At 38.8% G+C, this 17531-nt stretch carries 19 protein-coding genes; 14 read left to right on the top strand and 5 right to left on the bottom strand.

Annotated elements, in window-relative coordinates:
* Positions 1–4 precede the first annotated feature (4 nt).
* The 3 genes from B5X77_RS17580 (at position 5) to B5X77_RS17570 (ending at position 2520) form a co-directional block, all read left to right on the top strand.
* Positions 5–946, top strand: coding sequence for an ABC transporter ATP-binding protein (locus B5X77_RS17580; protein WP_079509235.1), 942 nt, complete (start codon positions 5–7; stop codon positions 944–946).
* Positions 943–1887, top strand: coding sequence for an ABC transporter permease (locus B5X77_RS17575; RefSeq protein ID WP_079509234.1), 945 nt, complete (start codon positions 943–945; stop codon positions 1885–1887). Before B5X77_RS17580 ends, B5X77_RS17575 begins: the two co-directional genes overlap by 4 nt.
* 75 nt (positions 1888–1962) lie before the next feature.
* On the top strand, positions 1963–2520 hold the full coding sequence (locus tag B5X77_RS17570) for a GNAT family N-acetyltransferase (protein ID WP_079509233.1): 558 nt from the start codon (positions 1963–1965) through the stop codon (positions 2518–2520).
* Between the two features lie 90 nt (positions 2521–2610).
* Here B5X77_RS17570 and B5X77_RS17565 read toward each other — a convergent pair whose 3' ends face one another.
* Positions 2611–4728: a transglycosylase domain-containing protein gene (locus B5X77_RS17565; protein WP_079509232.1), complete on the bottom strand. Its 2118-nt coding sequence runs from the start codon at positions 4726–4728 to the stop codon at positions 2611–2613.
* 563 nt (positions 4729–5291) lie between these two features.
* Positions 5292–5690, bottom strand: a complete 399-nt coding sequence (locus B5X77_RS17560; protein WP_079509231.1) for a hypothetical protein — start codon at positions 5688–5690, stop codon at positions 5292–5294.
* A 340-nt stretch (positions 5691–6030) separates the two neighbouring features.
* Between B5X77_RS17560 and B5X77_RS17555 the strand changes: the two genes are divergently transcribed.
* The 3 genes from B5X77_RS17555 to B5X77_RS17545 all read left to right on the top strand — a co-directional run bounded on the left by B5X77_RS17555 (position 6031) and on the right by B5X77_RS17545 (position 8548).
* A complete protein-coding gene (locus tag B5X77_RS17555; RefSeq protein WP_079509230.1) occupies positions 6031–6969 on the top strand; it encodes a magnesium transporter CorA family protein in 939 nt (312 codons plus the stop codon).
* 261 nt (positions 6970–7230) lie between these two features.
* The gene (gene spoIIP / locus B5X77_RS17550; RefSeq protein ID WP_079509229.1) at positions 7231–8361 is read left to right on the top strand and encodes a stage II sporulation protein P; all 1131 of its coding nucleotides are present in this window, start codon (positions 7231–7233) and stop codon (positions 8359–8361) included.
* On the top strand, positions 8354–8548 hold the full coding sequence (locus B5X77_RS17545) for a hypothetical protein (RefSeq protein WP_079509228.1): 195 nt from the start codon (positions 8354–8356) through the stop codon (positions 8546–8548). Before spoIIP ends, B5X77_RS17545 begins: the two co-directional genes overlap by 8 nt.
* A 67-nt stretch (positions 8549–8615) precedes the next feature.
* Here the strand turns inward: B5X77_RS17545 and corA are convergent, their stop codons facing one another.
* The gene (corA, locus tag B5X77_RS17540) at positions 8616–9566 is read right to left on the bottom strand and encodes a magnesium/cobalt transporter CorA (protein ID WP_079509227.1); all 951 of its coding nucleotides are present in this window, start codon (positions 9564–9566) and stop codon (positions 8616–8618) included.
* 106 nt (positions 9567–9672) lie between these two features.
* Entirely contained in the window at positions 9673–10185 is a 513-nt protein-coding gene (locus B5X77_RS17535) for a CBO0543 family protein (RefSeq protein ID WP_079509226.1), read from the bottom strand.
* A gap of 89 nt (positions 10186–10274) precedes the next feature.
* Between B5X77_RS17535 and B5X77_RS17530 the strand changes: the two genes are divergently transcribed.
* The 8 genes from B5X77_RS17530 to B5X77_RS17495 all read left to right on the top strand — a co-directional run bounded on the left by B5X77_RS17530 (position 10275) and on the right by B5X77_RS17495 (position 16392).
* A complete protein-coding gene (locus B5X77_RS17530) occupies positions 10275–10661 on the top strand; it encodes a VOC family protein (RefSeq protein WP_079509225.1) in 387 nt (128 codons plus the stop codon).
* Positions 10662–10749: 88 nt separating this feature from the next.
* Positions 10750–11481, top strand: coding sequence for a ZIP family metal transporter (locus tag B5X77_RS17525; protein WP_079510285.1), 732 nt, complete (start codon positions 10750–10752; stop codon positions 11479–11481).
* Between the two features lie 135 nt (positions 11482–11616).
* Complete coding sequence (locus B5X77_RS17520; protein WP_079509224.1) at positions 11617–11850, top strand: group-specific protein; 234 nt, start codon at positions 11617–11619, stop codon at positions 11848–11850.
* A gap of 134 nt (positions 11851–11984) precedes the next feature.
* Complete coding sequence (locus B5X77_RS17515) at positions 11985–13274, top strand: MFS transporter (RefSeq protein WP_139378384.1); 1290 nt, start codon at positions 11985–11987, stop codon at positions 13272–13274.
* 298 nt (positions 13275–13572) lie between these two features.
* On the top strand, positions 13573–14133 hold the full coding sequence (locus tag B5X77_RS17510) for a glycerol-3-phosphate acyltransferase (RefSeq protein ID WP_079509223.1): 561 nt from the start codon (positions 13573–13575) through the stop codon (positions 14131–14133).
* Positions 14134–14285: 152 nt separating this feature from the next.
* Positions 14286–14471 carry a hypothetical protein gene (locus tag B5X77_RS17505; protein ID WP_079509222.1) on the top strand — a complete coding sequence of 62 codons (186 nt, stop codon included), beginning with the start codon at positions 14286–14288 and terminating at the stop codon, positions 14469–14471.
* A gap of 115 nt (positions 14472–14586) precedes the next feature.
* Positions 14587–15585, top strand: a complete 999-nt coding sequence (locus B5X77_RS17500; RefSeq protein WP_079509221.1) for an NAD(P)H-dependent flavin oxidoreductase — start codon at positions 14587–14589, stop codon at positions 15583–15585.
* A 243-nt stretch (positions 15586–15828) separates the two neighbouring features.
* Complete coding sequence (locus B5X77_RS17495; protein WP_079509220.1) at positions 15829–16392, top strand: MEDS domain-containing protein; 564 nt, start codon at positions 15829–15831, stop codon at positions 16390–16392.
* Positions 16393–16473: 81 nt separating this feature from the next.
* Here the strand turns inward: B5X77_RS17495 and B5X77_RS17490 are convergent, their stop codons facing one another.
* Positions 16474–17448 (bottom strand): LacI family DNA-binding transcriptional regulator, encoded by a 975-nt coding sequence (locus tag B5X77_RS17490; RefSeq protein ID WP_079509219.1) that lies wholly within the window; start codon positions 17446–17448, stop codon positions 16474–16476.
* Between the last annotated feature and the right edge of the window lie 83 nt (positions 17449–17531).

The raw sequence follows: 17531 nt of genomic DNA, 5'->3' as shown, positions 1-17531 counted from the left end.
TTTTATGTCTCATTTTGCGTTAGAGGTAAAGTCACTGACTAAAACGATTGGAAAAAAAACAATCGTTGATGATGTAAGCTTTAAAGTGGAAAAAGGAGAGATATTTGGACTTCTAGGTCCCAATGGAGCCGGGAAGACAACCATAATCCGAATGATTGTCAGTCTGATTAACCGTTCTGGAGGTACAGTAATGGTAAACGGGAACGACCTGGATCAGTCATTTACGGAAGCGATGAATGAATTGGGTGCTATCGTAGAAAATCCAGAGTTTTACAAGTACCTGAGTGGATATAAGAACCTGAGACATTATGCCCGCATGGCACAAAGCGAGGTAACAAAAGAGCGAATAAATGAAGTTACAGAGCTAGTAGGTTTAGAGAAGGCGATCCATGATAAAGTTCGTACATATTCTTTGGGTATGCGACAGCGGCTTGGAGTGGCTCAAGCGATTTTGCATAAGCCTTCCATCCTTATATTAGATGAACCGACAAATGGATTAGATCCTCAAGGAATCAGGGAATTTCGCGATTATTTGCGCCTGCTTGCTAACCAGGGAACTTCCGTATTAGTCTCCTCTCATTTATTATCTGAGATGCAGCTAATGTGTGACCGATTTGCCATCATCGAATATGGGAAGCTGATACATATTTCCTCCATGCATGAAACCGAAATATTGGAGACAAAGAAGGCAAGGACAGTTGAAGTGGAAATATCAGACCCAATTATGGCGGCCAAACTATTGGCAGAGAAATTGCCAGATATACAAGTGACTTCAAAAAAGGACGCACGACTGACTATTTCCTTGAGGAGAGAGCAAATACCTTTGATAAATAAGCTCTTTGTTGAAAATAATGTTGATGTTTACGAAATATTAAATGTGAAAGCCACATTGGAAGATCGCTTCCTTGAGATCACAAATAAAGATAAAAAGGAGCAAATGATATGATTGCGTTAATCCAAAATGAATTAATGAAGGTTTTCGGGAAAATGGCAAGCTGGATTTACATGGTTATTATTATCCTGGCTGTTTTGATTGCTGGAATTATCTATAGTAAGTTTAGTGCTGACCCTAATCCAAATTGGCGACAGGATACAGAGGAAGAAATAAAGATGCTTGAAAACCAAATGGCATCTGCTTCGGAAGATGAAAAAGTACTGATGCAAAATCAAATTGATCAAACAAAGGAAATGCTGGACGAAAATATCAATCCAAATGCCAAAACTAACTGGCACTTCATGAATGATGTTGTTGTCGGTGTCAGCTCTCTTGTCACTTTATTTGTGGTTGTTGTAGGAAGTGCGAATGTTGCTGCTGAATTTTCTGATGGAACGATTAAGCAGTTATTAATCCGCCCTCATCAGAGATGGAAAATCCTGCTGTCAAAGTACATAGCCGTCATCATCTATGCATTATTAATGATCGTAACGCTGATTGTTTCAGGTTATATAATCGGATTGGTTCTATTCGGCAGCGGAGATTTCAATACGAAGATTTTTGAAATCACGCTTGAAGGAAGAAAAGTAGCTATGGTTGGAGAACAATTTCTGCTGAAGATGCTTTATTTTATCCCTAGTCTTCTCATCGTCATGACTATCGCATTCATGCTTTCCACGCTGTTTAAAAGTCAAGCTCTTGCGGTGGGCATCGGCATATTTGTTCTTTTCTTTTCTTCTACCCTCGGAGGCATTATCTTGATGCTTGCTGACAAATATACTTGGGCCAAATTTTTGATTTTCCCTCATTTGGATTTGACAGTCTATGCTCTTCAAGACAGGATCCTTGATAATATAACATTGCCTATTTCACTTTCGATACTTGCTGTATATTACGCAATATTCATGTTTCTAACCTTTTTCTTCTTCCAAAAAAGGGATATCAGTATTTAAGGAGAAATATTTAAGGGGCGGAGCTGACCGCTCCTTTTTAATTATCAGAAAATAAGTGAGGGGATAGATGAATATATGAATCCTATTTTATTAGAGTTCCCAAGTGAATTTGAAACAGACAGATTGCTGATCAGGATGCCTAAGCCAGGTGATGGTGCTGTTACATGCGAGTCCATTAATGCTTCTTTAAAAGAACTTCAACCATGGATGCCATTCGCCCAAAAGGAACAAAGTGTTGAAGAAACAGAAGTCGTAATCCGGCAGGGCTACTTGAAGTTTTTGGATCGCTCTGATCTTAGGCTGCTTGTATTCAAAAAAGATACAGGGGAATTTGTGGCGTCATCAGGTTTACACAGAATTAATTGGGATGTCCCAAAATTCGAAATCGGTTATTGGATTGACTCGCGTTATAGTGGCCAAGGCTATATAACAGAGGCAGTGAAAGGCATCACAGAATTTGCAGTAAGGGAGCTTAAGGCCCGCAGAATCGAAATTAGATGTGATTCCTTAAACATTAAGAGCAGGGCAATTCCCCAAAAGCTCGGATTTTCTCTAGATGCCATATTAAAAAATGATTCCGTTTCAGTTAGTGGTGAAATTCCGGATACCTGCATTTATTCCAAGACGTTTTGAAGCCTTATTATTAAACGGGGTAAGTAATAACCATAATTGAAGTGCATGGACAAAAAGAGAGCAACTACTTAAGCTGCTCTCTTTTTATCTTTATTGTCCTTGCCATTCGCGAAATTTATCTCTGACTTTATCGCCGACTTTTCCGGCGTCGTCCTGCATTTGTTCAAAAACCTTTTTCCACTTCGGTGCTTCCTCTTTTAATTTTTCTTCAACCTGGCCAGCACGGGTTTTTAATTCTTCTTCTAGTTTATCTGTTTTATCCCTGATTGCCTTTTCGGTTTTTTCATAATCAATCATGTCACCAGATTTACGCTCATTGATTGATTTGACATCAAATTCCTCTTGTTCAATATGGGGCATTGTTTCTTCCATAATTGCACGGAATAAAGGAACAACGTCTCTGGAACTGCTGCTGGATAAATAATGTTTGCGGTCGGTCTTATCATATCCGAGCCAGACCGCACCCACGATGTTCGGTGTATAACCAACAAACCACTGATCTTTCGTTCCATTGATATCAGAATAAGGCAGCTGCGTGGACCCAGTCTTTCCGGCAATATCGACTCCTTCAATATATGTTCCTTTCCCGGTTCCCGATTCCACTACATTCAATAACATTGATGTCATTTTATTAGCCACGGATTTTGAGGTTACACGAGTTGTAGAGCCATCATGCTCAGCTATAACTTGGCCTGTCGGTCCGACAATTTTCGTAATCAGGTGTCCGTCCTGCCGCTTTCCGCCATTTGGGAAAACAGAGTACGCTTCTGCCATCCGAAGAGGGGAAACTCCATTATGCATACCGCCTAAAGCAAGGGCCAGATTCTGATCTTCTTTTTCCACCCTGATGCCAAATCTTTTAACTGCATCAATTCCTTTGTTCAAACCAATTTCATTTAACAGCCAAACAGCCGGGAGGTTGATTGAATCTTCAATTGCTTTATACATAGGCACCTCTCCCTGATAAGTATCTGAGAAATTTTTTGGACTGTAATTTTTAAAGGACATCTTTTTGTCTACAAGCATTGAATCGTACTCGTAACCTTCTTCCAGGGCTGGTGTGTAAACCGCGAGGGGCTTCATGGTCGAACCAGGCTGGGCCTTTAAGTGCGTCGCCCGGTTGAATCCTCTGAATACCTTTTCGCCTCGGCCGCCGGCTAGTGCCCGGACTCCGCCATTATTAGGATCCAGAAGTACGGACCCGCTTTGTACCAAAACATCACTTGCCCGATCAGGAAACAAATGGTCCTGACGGTATACCTTTTCCAAACCGGACTGTATATCCTGGTCAAGTTCTGTGTAGATTCGGTAGCCTCTTGTCATGATTTCATCCTGTGTCAGTCCATATTTGCTTGTTGCTTCATCTAATACTGCATCTACATATGAAGGGTATTTGCGATCAGCTAGTGAACCGCCACCGTCTTCGAGGCTAATCTCCTCAGCCTTTGCTTTCTTATATTGAGAGTCAGTGATCATACCTAACTCATTCATTTTTGCCAAAACCACGTTCCTGCGCTTGATGGCAGCATCGTAATTATTGTAAGGGTCAAGGGAGGATGGTGCTTTAAGCAAGCCGGCAAGCAGAGCAGCTTCGCTGATCGTCACATCCTGAATATCCTTGGCAAAGTACTTCTTACTGGCATTATTGATCCCGAATGCACCGCTGCCGAAATAAACCTGGTTTAAATACATTTCGATGATTTCGTCCTTTTCATAAACCTTTTCAAGCTCGACGGCCAGGAAAAGTTCTTCCACTTTGCGTTTGTAAGTCCGCTCAGATGAAAGCAGGGCATTTTTTGTCAATTGTTGGGTAAGGGTACTGCCGCCCCCGGTAACCTGCCCAGCCAATAGATTTCCAAAGAAAGCACGAGCGATTCCCTTGATATCAAAACCATTATGTTCGTAAAAGCGTTCATCTTCAATAGCGATCACGGCATTTGGTACATGATCTGGCATATTTTTAATAGAAACGCCGCCGGTACGGTTTGTGGCCAGTTTGCTTGCCTCATCTCCATTTCGATCATAAATAGTGGTTGCCTGGTTCAATCCATCCTTTAAAGTCTGGACATTTGCCCTGCTGGCGATAAAAGCAAACCAAAGAATTGACAGCAATATAAAAATCAATAAGACCAATAACAGTATTTGGGTCAGGTGGCGTCTTTTCCAGAAACGGATGACAGCCTCCCACAGACGTTGTAACAGCTGCATATAATTTCTCCTTTTTGAATGGAAACTTTTTAGTAAATGTTCATGCTGGTAAAATTAGGCTGGGTACCTAATTTAACTTCCATTATAAATGATTTGTTCGGTAACGGAAAACTTGTAACCCTTTTGGCTATATTGTTAGTATTTCAATAAATTTAAAAATATTTGTAAAAACCTGAAACAATTAATGCATTAAGGGAACTTATTTGGGACTTGGAGAGTGATTATTGGAGGATAAGAACTCTTATATTTATAAGATGGTCTATCCTTTTTCGCATTATATACAAACAGCAAGAGCAGGGGTTGGTTTAGCCACAAAAAGGATCCACCAAAGTGATGAAAGCGCAACAGAATTTATGGTTTATGGAAAAACAGGAAAAGAATAAAAAATATCATGCATCAAGCGTGGAAAAATTGATAGCCCAGCATGGTCGTAAATAAGGCGAATTTCTGAAGATTAATGAAGAAGAGGGAAATGTCCCGATACTAAGCAAAAAATGGATGCTGGGCTTCAGTATGAATAAAAAAAGGCGAACCCTAAGGAGGTTCGCCAATTAGTTCATTTTTTACCAGCCTGCTGGAAGCATTGCTACAGGCATTAAGGTAACTTTGTATGTGTATCCTCCATCATTCATGCCGGTTGGCCATAAAGCGGTTGCCATGTAAATCACTTTTATTGTGTTATCCTGAGAGAATTCAGTAACATAAACAATTCTGTCTGCCATAAAGCCAATTTCTTGTTGAGTCCACAAGATTCTGTCAGCCATCATTCCAATTGAGTCAACTGTATATAAAACGCCGTCTAAAGTTTGGGAATAAGAATCAGCGCCCATTTGACCGACAGTGACCAATACATCGGCGCCTGTTGTGGCAGCTTCGGCTTTTGGCTGTGAAAAACTAACAAAAGCCACCAAAGATAAAATCAGTGTAAAAGCAAAAACAGATTTTGTGATTATATTTTTCACTATCATTTTCCTCCTTTTTATACCCTAAAAGTAACTAATATAATTTATATACCTATGAGGGTATATTGTCAAGTTTCTTTTTGAGGCTTTAGCTCAAAAATACAGTTTTTGAACCTTGTATAATTGAAAAAATCCATTGTACTTTAATGTAGTCAGGAGTAAGATGTAAGAGGTGAAAAAAGAAGGAGTTGGTATCTTTGGGTTATTCAATAGAACCTGATCCCGATAGGCGGGAGGAAGTCGATAATCTAATAGAATTGATACAATTGAATACTACAAGACTATCAACTCTGAAAAATGGTAATTGACTTCCTCTATAAAATAAGAGGAGGTTGGCGAAATGTTGGAAATCTTCAAAAGCGATTTAGAAAGACAATTATCATGTGTTGAAGAAATCACCAAAGGCTGCTGGGTAAATATGGTTCATCCTTCAGAGGATGAAATTACAAGAGTAGCCAATGAAACAGGGATTGCGGTTGATTTTATCAGGGACGCCCTTGATGATGAAGAACGTCCCCGCATTGAAAAGGAAGATGGCAATGTATATATTATTGTCGACTACCCGTATATTACCCACGATGAATCAGGATTTCCAATCTATGAGACGATTCCAGTGGGAATTATCCAGACATCGAGCTGCATCATTACTATTTCTTTAAAGGAAACTCCAGTACTGGAGGAATTCCGAAACAACCGTGTAAAGGAATTTTATACTTTCAAGAAGACGAGATTTGCCCTGCAGATCCTTTATGTTATATCTATTTACTATTTGCGCTATCTCAAACAAATCAATAAAAAGACGAACGAAATAGAGCGTGAGCTGCATCAGTCAATGAAAAACAAGGAATTGTATGCCTTCCTTGCTCTTGAGAAAAGTCTCGTTTACTTTACGACATCATTAAAGTCCAATAAGGTCGTCCTTGCTAAAATCATGCGCTTTAATTATTTGAAAATGTATGAAGAGGACAAAGACTTACTTGAGGATGTAATCATTGAAAATACTCAGGCCATTGAAATGGCGGAAACATACAGTTCCATTTTGAGCGGGATGATGGATGCATTTGCCTCTATCATTTCAAATAATCTAAATATGGTGATGAAATTTTTGACATCGATTACAATAATCCTTTCTTTCCCTACTATGGTGGCAAGCTTCTATGGCATGAACGTTAATCTTCCATTTCAGCACAATCCTTATGCCTTCTTTCTTGCAATCAGTATGGCTGTCCTCCTTGCGGGAATTACTGCATTCATCTTCTGGAAAAAGAGATATTTTTAGCCATGCTAACAAGGTGCAATACATGAAAGCTCTCCTTATGAAAAGTCAAACTTTTGTTTTAGAGTATTAAATTGCCTGAAACAGTCGTTATGGAAGGGAAATAGATAAAAAGTATAATACCTTTTCAAACTTCTCATCTGATTACTTTCGCCTGGACAATAGTTCAGGCTTTTTTTATTCTAAAATCTTTGTTTTTACATATTCATGGATTAAAAGGGTGTGCACTTTTGGAATTCGTATCACACGCAAAAGGGTGATGGAATGGCTGAACTATTTGTTGAACTATACAGAAAGACCATGATGGTTTTCATCATATTGATCAGCACATTTAGTTTGTTTCTTGTTGCAGGCCTTCTGTCTTCATCCAACATCAGCTTTTTTAAATTCAAGGTGAATGGGGATATTGGAGCAGAGGTCTTCTTACGCATCATTAGCTATGAGAATCCGCTTATAGGACATGCTGTAACGGGGGCCAATGCAGAATACCCTATTTTTTCTACAGGATTCAAACTGCTGACAAACATAGAAATGAATGACATCCGCAGCTTGATTAGAAGTGAGATTCCGGGTTTCATGGCCTTTGACTCAAACTTCATCATTGCAGAAGAAGGAGTGGATTTTACCGATATCCCGATTGAATCTGCTCCTCCAATGGATGAGCTGTTGCAGGAAAGGAATATGGCAGCGAAGGAACTGAAGGAGCTCAATAGCGGTAAAAATTATTCCGGTTCTTCTCCATCAAAAAAATCCGTTTTCATTTACCATACCCATAGCTGGGAATCTTACTTGCCATTGCTTGGTCTTCAAGGTGCGAAGAATGAAAATGAGGCTGTAGATGGCAAGACAAACATCACGATTGTTGGTGAATTACTTGGAGATGAATTAGAAAAACGCGGGGTAGGCGCTAGCGTGGATAAGACCAATATTGGCAAGGAGTTGGATAAAAAGGGCTGGCTAACACATAAGTCTTATGACATATCACGTTCCCTGGTTCAAAGCGCAATGGCAGGGAATGAGAAATTAGAATACTTTATAGATCTGCATCGAGATTCCGTCAGGAAGGATTCAACGACTACAATGATTAATAACGAACCTTATGCAAGAATTGTTTTTGTCATTGGCGAAGAAAACCCGAACTTCCAAAAAAATCTCAAGTTTGCAAATGAGCTTCATAAGATATTGAATGAAAATTATCCAGGCTTAAGCAAGGGAGTTCTTCCGAAAAAAGGTATAGGTGTCGATGGCATATATAATCAGGACTTGCATTCAAATTCTCTCGTGGTTGAAGTCGGTGGGGTCGACAATGATATGAAAGAGTTAAAAAATACAGTGGAAGCATTAGCAGAAACTATCTCCCAAATTTATTGGAAGGCGGAGGAGGTTAATGGCTGATCATTGGGGAAAATATATGTGGCTGCTTTGGACCATTGCTTCTTCTCTGATGTCCTTTCATTATCTATCACTTGAAGCCACCATAGCATTTTTTTTATCAGGCCTTATAATGAGCAGCAAAAACCTTGCAGAGGATTTCATTAAGCGGCATGAAGAGGAAGATAAACCAAACGAAAGAAACCATTGAGGGCCGTGCCTCAATGGTTTTTCTAATTTCCAGCGTAATACCGTATCTAAGAAAATCAATTGTATTGTTATTTGAACCAGCCCTTTTTCCTGAACCAGAGAAACATGGTTATTCCGATGGCAAACATAGTAAAAAGTGCTCCGAAATAACCGAATTGCCAGGTGAGTTCGGGCATATTCTTAAAGTTCATTCCATAGATTCCAGCAATGAAGGTAAGTGGCATGAAAATGGTTGTGATTACAGTAAGTACCTTCATCACTCGGTTTGTTTCATGAGCGTTCATCGATAAATAACTGTCACGGATGTCAGTTGTCAATTCCCGGCTGGCTTCGACCTTTTCGGCTAATCTCAATAAATGGTCATGGATATCTGCAAAATATTCTTTTTGCTCAAGAATTATAGAGAGACGATGGGAGTTAATCATTCTGTATACCAAATCCCTCATTGGTGTAATGGTATGCCTCAGCGAGAGAAGCTCATGCCTTGTATCAAATAGATCCTCGAGCAGTACTTCCATTGAGCGGTCGGCTGAATTCTCATCTATTTCGTTCAATAAATCCTCAATACGATATACATGCGGGAAATAATTATCTACAATTTTATCCAGTACATGATAGAGAACAATTGAAGGATTCCACTGACTAGGTGTTTTGGAAAGCACTAATCTCTTCCAGACTTCTTCAATTTCAGGTGTTTTTTCACTGTGGAAAGTGACTATATAATTGGCTCCCAGAAATAAATCAACTTCTTCCTTCTCCATTGAATCAGAATTCAATGCCTGAAAAACAAAAAAATGAAAGTCATCATAATAATCCAGTTTTGGTCTCTGCAATGTGTGAATACAATCTTCAATCGATAATGGGTGAAAGTTCAGCGGATCTCTCAAAACGTCGATTTCTTCCGCAGTTGGATCACTGAAATCAATCCAATACCAATGATTGTTATCTGAAATTAATGATTGAATCGTTTGGCCAGTTTGAATCTGACCTGATTGGTTAACAGAAATTGTACGTATCATAAAATCTCCCTGAATATATCTTTCATAATACTCACCTAATATTATTATATTAACAAAGACGAACAGGAAGCAAAGCTGAAGGATGAGAACATATAGATTTTCAAAACTATTTCATATCTTGAAATGCTGGGTGGTGGAAATAAAGCAGGATAGCAATTATAGGGATTGCCAGCAGGATGCCGGCTAAAGGGCGCTTGAAGTGAATCCCCAGTACGGTGATCATAATGATATTAAAGATAGCTGAACTCATGATTTCCCATCCATTATCATAAATAAATAAGCCTGTTTTCTGAAAAAGGTATTCAATCACAGTAAAAAGTATGATCCAGCCTGTTCCATAAAGTATTTTTAATTTAAAAGATGCGGGAATATGGTCAAGATATATCATGATAACAATAGGAATGATGATAAAACTGAAAACCAGGTCGATATAAGTATGATTCAACCAGGAAGTTCTTGGGCTATAAGCCCACAATGTATGGTTGAAGAATATAATGTTATACATTAAATTGCAAATAATATAAAATTGGATCGTTGGATAAAAGTCCTTCCACTTTTCCCAATCGATGCAAAAATAACCGATAGTAATAAACGCAGCCGCGGAAATAACCAGATACATAACATGACTTCCTTTATTATTTTATGATATTGTTACCAAATATAAGTTTATCGATACGGAAGAAGGCATAGAAAGAGGGAATTCAGCTCATGCTTCATCATGTTGAAATCAATGTGACTGACATTAATAAAACAATAGAGTTTTGGGATTGGTTTTTGAGCGAACTCAATTATGAAATTTTTCAGAAGTGGAATAAAGGTATGAGCTGGAGATACCAGTCAACCTATCTTGTCTTTGTACAGGCAGATGAACAGTTTGTGAAAGACGGTTACCATCGTTCTAAGGTTGGTCTTAATCATCTTGCTTTCCATGCTAATTCCCGAAACCAAGTTGATGGGATAACTGAAAAACTGATAGAAAAGAACATACCGATTCTATATCATGATAGGCACCCATATGCAGGGGGCAGAAGTCACTATGCAGTATTTTTCGAAGATCCAGATCGTATAAAAGTAGAATTAGTTGCTCCCTCATAGCAAAGGATAAATTTTTTCCAAGTGTAATTTCCCTGTTTTAGGGAAATAGTATTTTACTTTTGTAAAATAGGAGGCAATGGAAAAAATTATGACAGGAGCATTTTTGGGCATTGTCATCTCTGCGATGGCAACAGGTTTGGGAGCAATCCCAGTCTTATTTTTAAATAATGTGTCATCCAGGCTGAAGTCACTGCTTCTTGGTTATGCATCAGGAATCATGATGGCGGCTACAACTTTTAGCCTGATACCGGAATCATTAAAATCATCAAATATCTGGGTGTTAAGTTTTGGAATGTTATTAGGTACGTTTGTCCTCAATATCATCAATTCAAAAACTGAAAATCTGGATACCAGTGACTTTAAATTCTTATCAGGTGTTGATCGAAAAACATTAGTGATTGTTACAGCGATAACGCTTCATAACTTGCCGGAAGGTCTGTCAGTCGGCGTCAGTTACGGGACCGGTGAGGATAATCTTGGGGCAATCATCGCTTTTGCTATCGGTCTGCAAAATGCACCTGAAGGCTTCCTTGTTGCTATTTATTTAATACACCAGAAATTGTCCAAGATGAAATCTCTTTTGATAGCATCATTCACAGGGGCAGTGGAAATAGTGACTGCGGCAATTGGTTACTTCCTTGCATCAGAAGTGGAAGGCTTAGTACCGTTTGGATTAAGTTTTGCAGCAGGAGCCATGCTGTTCGTTATTTACAAAGAACTTATACCAGAAAGCCAGGAAGACAATCATGTCAAGTTTCCCACTTATTCTTTCATTCTGGGCTTGCTTTCCATGCTTTATCTAACAATACAGTTTGGATAGATCTAAAGTGCAACGGACAATGGGTTGTATCCTATTATTTTATCGTCAAAAATATAAATAAAAATGAAATAAAGAAAAGGGTAAAGCTTTTGTGAGTCTGGTATGCTAAAAGTATACAAAGTAAGGAGGGATATTATGGGAGAATGCAATATCAATCACAGCAAGGAAGATGTCAAAAAGAAGTACGAGGCACAAAGGGAATACCTGCCTGAGGATATACAAAGTTTATTCAGCAGTTTTTTTATGGAAGAACATACCCAGGATATTTTGAATGAAGTTTTTCATTTGCTTAAGAAATATGACCTTGCTGCTGAAGAAGAAAGAAATGAACGGGACAACAGGTTGAAATTGGTTTTGTATAATGTTTAATTCAAAAGGAGCCTTGTGCTCCTTTTTTTGTGCCTGAGGATAAAAAATTTACAGAATAATCTTTGTTTATTCATACAAAAAATACTTGTTGCCAGTAAAAAACAGAAGGAGTAAAATTAGGTGGATATTTCGATATGCAAAATAATTTGAATCGTTTGAAAGAAGAGGAATGTATGCAAAATCCTTCTGAAATAACAATGAGGAATGAAAAGAATAGCATTATCAATGGTATAGCTTCGACGATTGTAATGAGCATGAGCAATAATTATTTTGCCCTGTTTGCGATTGGCGTCCTTGGAGCTACGAATTATCAAGTGGGGTTAATAAGTTCTCTTCCGCAAATAGTTGGCATGTTCGCAATGATTCTTGGAACAGCAATCATGAGCAGGCTCCAGGAGAAGAAAAGATTCACAGGAATGTCAATCATGTTTACTCGCTTCTTTTTGATTGGGATGTTTCTTGTCATTTACCTGCCTCAGGAGTACAGGGCCTGGACATTTGTTTTATTGATTGGATTAATGAATCTTCCTGGATCCTTCGCCATGCTTAGCTGGCAGTCATTTATAGGAGACCTTGTGTCTGACAGCAGAAGAAGCAGCTTTTTCAGTGAAAGGAACAGAATACTGACCATTGCAGGTATGTTCACCACATTAATTATTGGTATTGGTCTTCAATGGTTCGATAAAACTGATCCACTACCATATCAGATACTTTTTATTCTGGCATTCATCTTCGGAATTGCAGAAGTTTTTTACTTGAATAGGCATATCGAGCCAAAAAAAGAAGTGAAAAAAGAACAGAAACGTTTCAATTTCGGCTGGGACGCGTATAAACATAAACCATTCATTTATTTTTTGATTTGCGGCTTATTTTTTAACTTTGCATGGCAGCTGGCTTGGCCGCTGTTCAATATTTATAACATAAAAATTGCTCATATGACAGGCTTTTGGATCAGCATTATAACAGTGGCGAACCAGGTAGGACAAATCATCAGCTTTAAATGGTGGGGGAGAATGGCAGATAAGCACAGCAATGCAAAAATGCTGGCAATTACAGCAACAGGGATGGCGACAGCTCCATTTTTAACAATTCTTTCAACCAATATGTACTATTTGACATTCGTTAACTTCACTTCAGGACTATTTGTCTCAGGAACTGTCCTCTTATTATTCAATCAGCTGCTGGAAGTTACTTTGGAGGACAATCGAGGAAGCTTTATTGCTCAATATAATATTATTTTAGCTATTATTGGCTTTGTCGCACCGCAAGTTGGTGTTATTTTGCTGCAGATGAGTTCAATAAATACTGCTATGAATCTCGCCAGTGGTCTGCGCTTAGTCAGCGGTGTTGTATTTTTAGTATTCTATTATTATATGAGAAAACAATATTTCAGAAATCCTAAAGTTTCTGTCCAAAGAACATAGAAAGGAGCCGGTCGCTGGCTCCTTTTCTAATGGAGAAACATTTGAAGGAATCTAGGGCTTTTTAACAGAATAAACTTTAATAATAAAGGCTGTTTTCATAAAGATTGTTGTAAAAACCTAAAGCCGTTTATTTCGTGACAAAAGCGATTTTGTATTATCGGTACTAAGTTTGCAAGCTCTTTTCTCATCATAATGGTGGATTTTTTGTACAAACTTAGGTAATCCATCTTATTTAGTAGTGGTTAGCAACAAAGTTTGAGAAAAACGCCTTAATAAATAAAGACAGGTTGTGTCTAACATGGCTATTATCGGTTATTACCTATTTTCATATTTACTGGGAAGCTTGATGGCCGGCTTCCTCGTAGTGAAGCTGCTGGGAAATAAAGATATAAGGGTTGAAGGCAGCGGAAATGTAGGGGCACGCAATGCCGGCCGGGTTAATGGGAAGGTATCTTTCATCCTTACGTTTATTGGTGATGCCCTTAAAGGGGCAGTTGTCATTATGGCTGGAAAGTACTTCGGTTTTTCAGAAGAAATTATTCTGGGTGGTTTGGGACTGGCCATTTTAGGTCATGTCAAGCCAGTCACCCTGAAATTCAAAGGCGGAATGGGAATCTCTACATTTATAGGCGGGATGCTCGCTTTTGAACCGATTACTGCCCTGGTCATCATTTCAGGCTTTCTTATACTCTATCCGTTTCTGAAAAGTTTTACATTCGCTGGACTTGGTTCTTTCCTTTTGATTCCGGTTAGTTTTTATTTTCTCGGTGCAGAGCCCAAAGTAACCATCATTACAGGTTTTCTGGTGCTTGTAATCATTTTTATTCACCGCGAAGATATCATGGATAGAATGAAATGAGGAATAAAGCTTTTTAAGGGTCAAACTTGTGAGAACTATAATTGCAAATCCTTTTGCCGAATAATGACTAAAATCGTAAATGTTTAGCTATCGCTCATGATGAGGTAAAGAGTTGAATAGGATAATATATCTGTTCGAAAGGAGCCTGAGACATGTGGGACTGGATATGGTATTTCCTTTTGCCAATCATTTTGCTGGTTATTATTGAAGAGGTAAGCCAATTCATCTGGCGAAGTTATTTGAAGGATTCGCAGGAAGAGGAGGATTCGATTATTGTTAGAATGAAGAACACCATGAATGACATTCTCAGAAAATACCGGAGGAATCCTTCACATTAATCTGTGGGATTCTTTTTTAATATAATTTAACCTTCGTCTTTGTTGAATTATTCAGTGAATTAAACTAAGATAAAGATATTCAGAAAATTTTGACATGTGGAGAAAGGATGATAATATGAGTAATGCAGTCCCTGAAAGCTGGTGGAGCCAATTAACAGTACCTGCAATAGCAGCTCCTATGTTCCTTGTTTCAGGTCCGGATCTAGTAAGTGCATGCTGTAAGAATGGTGTAATAGGATCATTTCCGGCTCCGAATGCAAGGCCGATTGAGGTACTTGATGAATGGATGGGAAGACTGAACGATGAGTTGGCACAAGCGAGAGTTGAAGAGCCGGAACGAAAAACAGCACCATGGGCCATGAATATGGTGGTGCACAGTACATACAGCCGTCTAGATGAAGAACTTGCGCTAATAAAAAAGCATAAGCCGCAGTTGGTCATTACCTCTCTTGGAAGCCCAAGGAAAGTGGTGGAAATTGTACATGAATATGGGGGACTGGTGTTTTCTGATGTAAGTGATGTGAAATTTGCCAGGAAAGCCGCTGACACTGGAGTAGACGGTCTTATTCTGGTTGCAAATGGAGCCGGAGGGCATGCTGGAGAATTGAATGGCTTTGCTTTCGTTGATTCTGTCCGTACCTTCTGGGATGGTATCATTGTGCTGGCAGGTTCAATCACTACTGGAAAATCGATTCTTGCCGCTCAGTCGGCAGGAGCTGACCTTGCCTATATGGGAACACGTTTCATTGTCGCTGAAGAGAGCTTGGCAAATGAGGACTATAAGCAGATGGTGGTTGAAGCTTCACAAGATGACCTGATTCTCACCGATGCTTTTTCAGGAGTAAAGGCTAATATGCTTAAGCCAAGCATTGTACGGGCCGGCCTGGACCCTGAAGCCCTTAAGAAAAAAGAAACGGTCAATTTTGATACTATGCAGAGGGAGACAAATGCTAAAGCCTGGAAAGACATCTGGTCAGCTGGCCAGGGAGTCGGGGCTATCAATAAAGTTCAGTCTGTATCTGATATTATCGGTCAATTAGAAACGGAGTATAAGGAGGCATTATCCGCTTTAAATGAGAAAGCAGGGAAACTAAATACGTATACTTTAAAATGATCTAATCCTCACCGGGCGCTCTTTTGTTCGGTGATTTTTTAAAAAAGGCAGAAGAATCATCACAAATTTTAGGCTGAACAAATTGTTCAAAGCAGATCAATTCACCATGGGAAATGCTTTGTCATTAAAGTGAAAAACAAGTTTAATATTTTAACGTCACAAATTATGTTAATATTAAGGTTAGATTTTTAATATGAGAATTCATTGTTTGTTTTCCTTGGATTCCGGAGGAGACTGATAACAATGCACAGCAAAATTCAAAACCTGATTTCGACTGTAAAAGAATCTGGTGCGCACATCTTCTATGATTTCGATGATGAACAAAAGTATATTGATAATCTTATCATGTATATAACTGCCGCTATCGGACTTGGCAACCATGTCATGATCATTGAAAATGATCGTATAATGCCAGAAATCCAGAATAGGATTAAAACTCTGTTTAATGAGAAAGAGCAAGAAATGATCCATACGATTAACAATTACGACTTCTATTGCTATCGCGGGAATTTCCATAAAGAAACGATTTTAAGTTATTTACAAAATATGATTTCTCCTTTTTTACAGAATAATATCCCCATCCAGACCTGGGCCCATGTAGAATGGAGAGAACAGGAAGAAATCTTCCAGAGTCTTGGGGAATATGAGATGGAAGCAGACTTGATCATTCAGGCTTCAAATCTGATCACGATTTGCGGATACGATTCAAACAGGGTGCCTGATTCCTTGAAAAAAATCTTGATGGATTGCCATGATTATCACATGACCGATGATAACATCAGGATAATAGAACGCAAAACAGTTTAACTGCAAATTACCTGCCTTGAAATTAGGCGGGTTTTTTTACTGTCAGTAATTTTTGATTATCCGAATGGTGATAGTTGGTTGTTATACCGTGTCCCTTTCAATTAATTTATATGGAAGAATAAATTTTTGTGCATATCCTTTTTCTTCTGTGCGCTTAAGCAACGCTTTAAAGGCCGAGATGCCTAAGTGCTTCGTAGGTATGTCTATTGTCGTAATCCTTAGTATTTCTGAAATAGGATGGTTATCAAAGCTGAGTAACGCTAAATCACCAGGGATATCAAGTCCATAGTTTTTTGCCTCTGTAACCATCCCCGCAGTGACCTGGTCGTTCCCTACAATAAAGGCAGTCGGCTTTTCTTCCATCTTCATAAATTGATCAATGACTTGCTTGCCATCTTGTATCATTAAACATTGACCAATTATCCACTCTGATCGCAGCTTCATTTGAATGCTTTTCATTTTGTTCTCGTAGGCATCTTTTCGTTTCTGGCTATTTGTTCCTTCAAGTCTTCCCAGGCATATTCCAATTTTTTCATGGCCTTTCGAAATTAAATAATCCAGGCCGATATTGAATGCTTCGACGTGTTTTATAGATATTGAAGGAAATTCTTCTTGGTCAGAGTCTTCACATAATACAATGGGTCCATCATCGGAATAGTTTAATAGTGAATCAAATGCCATTGCCCGTGATGCGAAGATGACCCCATCAATGAGTTGCCCTCTCAACTGCTGTAACGCTTCAAATTCTTTTTCTTCATGGTACCCAGTTTGAAAAAGCACCAGCTGGATATTATGCTTCATTGCCTCTTCAGCAATGCCTTCCAAAAGTTCTGAAAAATATGGATGATTGATCGTAGGCAATACGACTCCAATCATATTTGTCCTGCCGCGTGATAAATGGACAGCATTAATATTAGGCCTGTAATCCAGCCTTTCCATAGTTTTCAAAACTGTATCCCTCTTATCGGACCTTACATATGGGTGGTTATTCAATACTCGAGAGACAGTTGAAACCGATACACCTGCCAGTCGGGCAATTTCTCGTATATTAGCCATTTAAATAACCTCGCAAAAAATATTCTTGACCTGAAACGCGTTCCATAAATTATTGTATAGGCAAACAGAATTTAAAGGAGATG

It is taken from the genome of Mesobacillus jeotgali (assembly GCF_900166585.1).
Lineage (GTDB): Bacteria > Bacillota > Bacilli > Bacillales > Cytobacillaceae > Mesobacillus > Mesobacillus jeotgali_A.
Note: the sequence above shows the minus strand (reverse complement) of the source record. Positions and strands in the feature narration are given on the sequence as shown.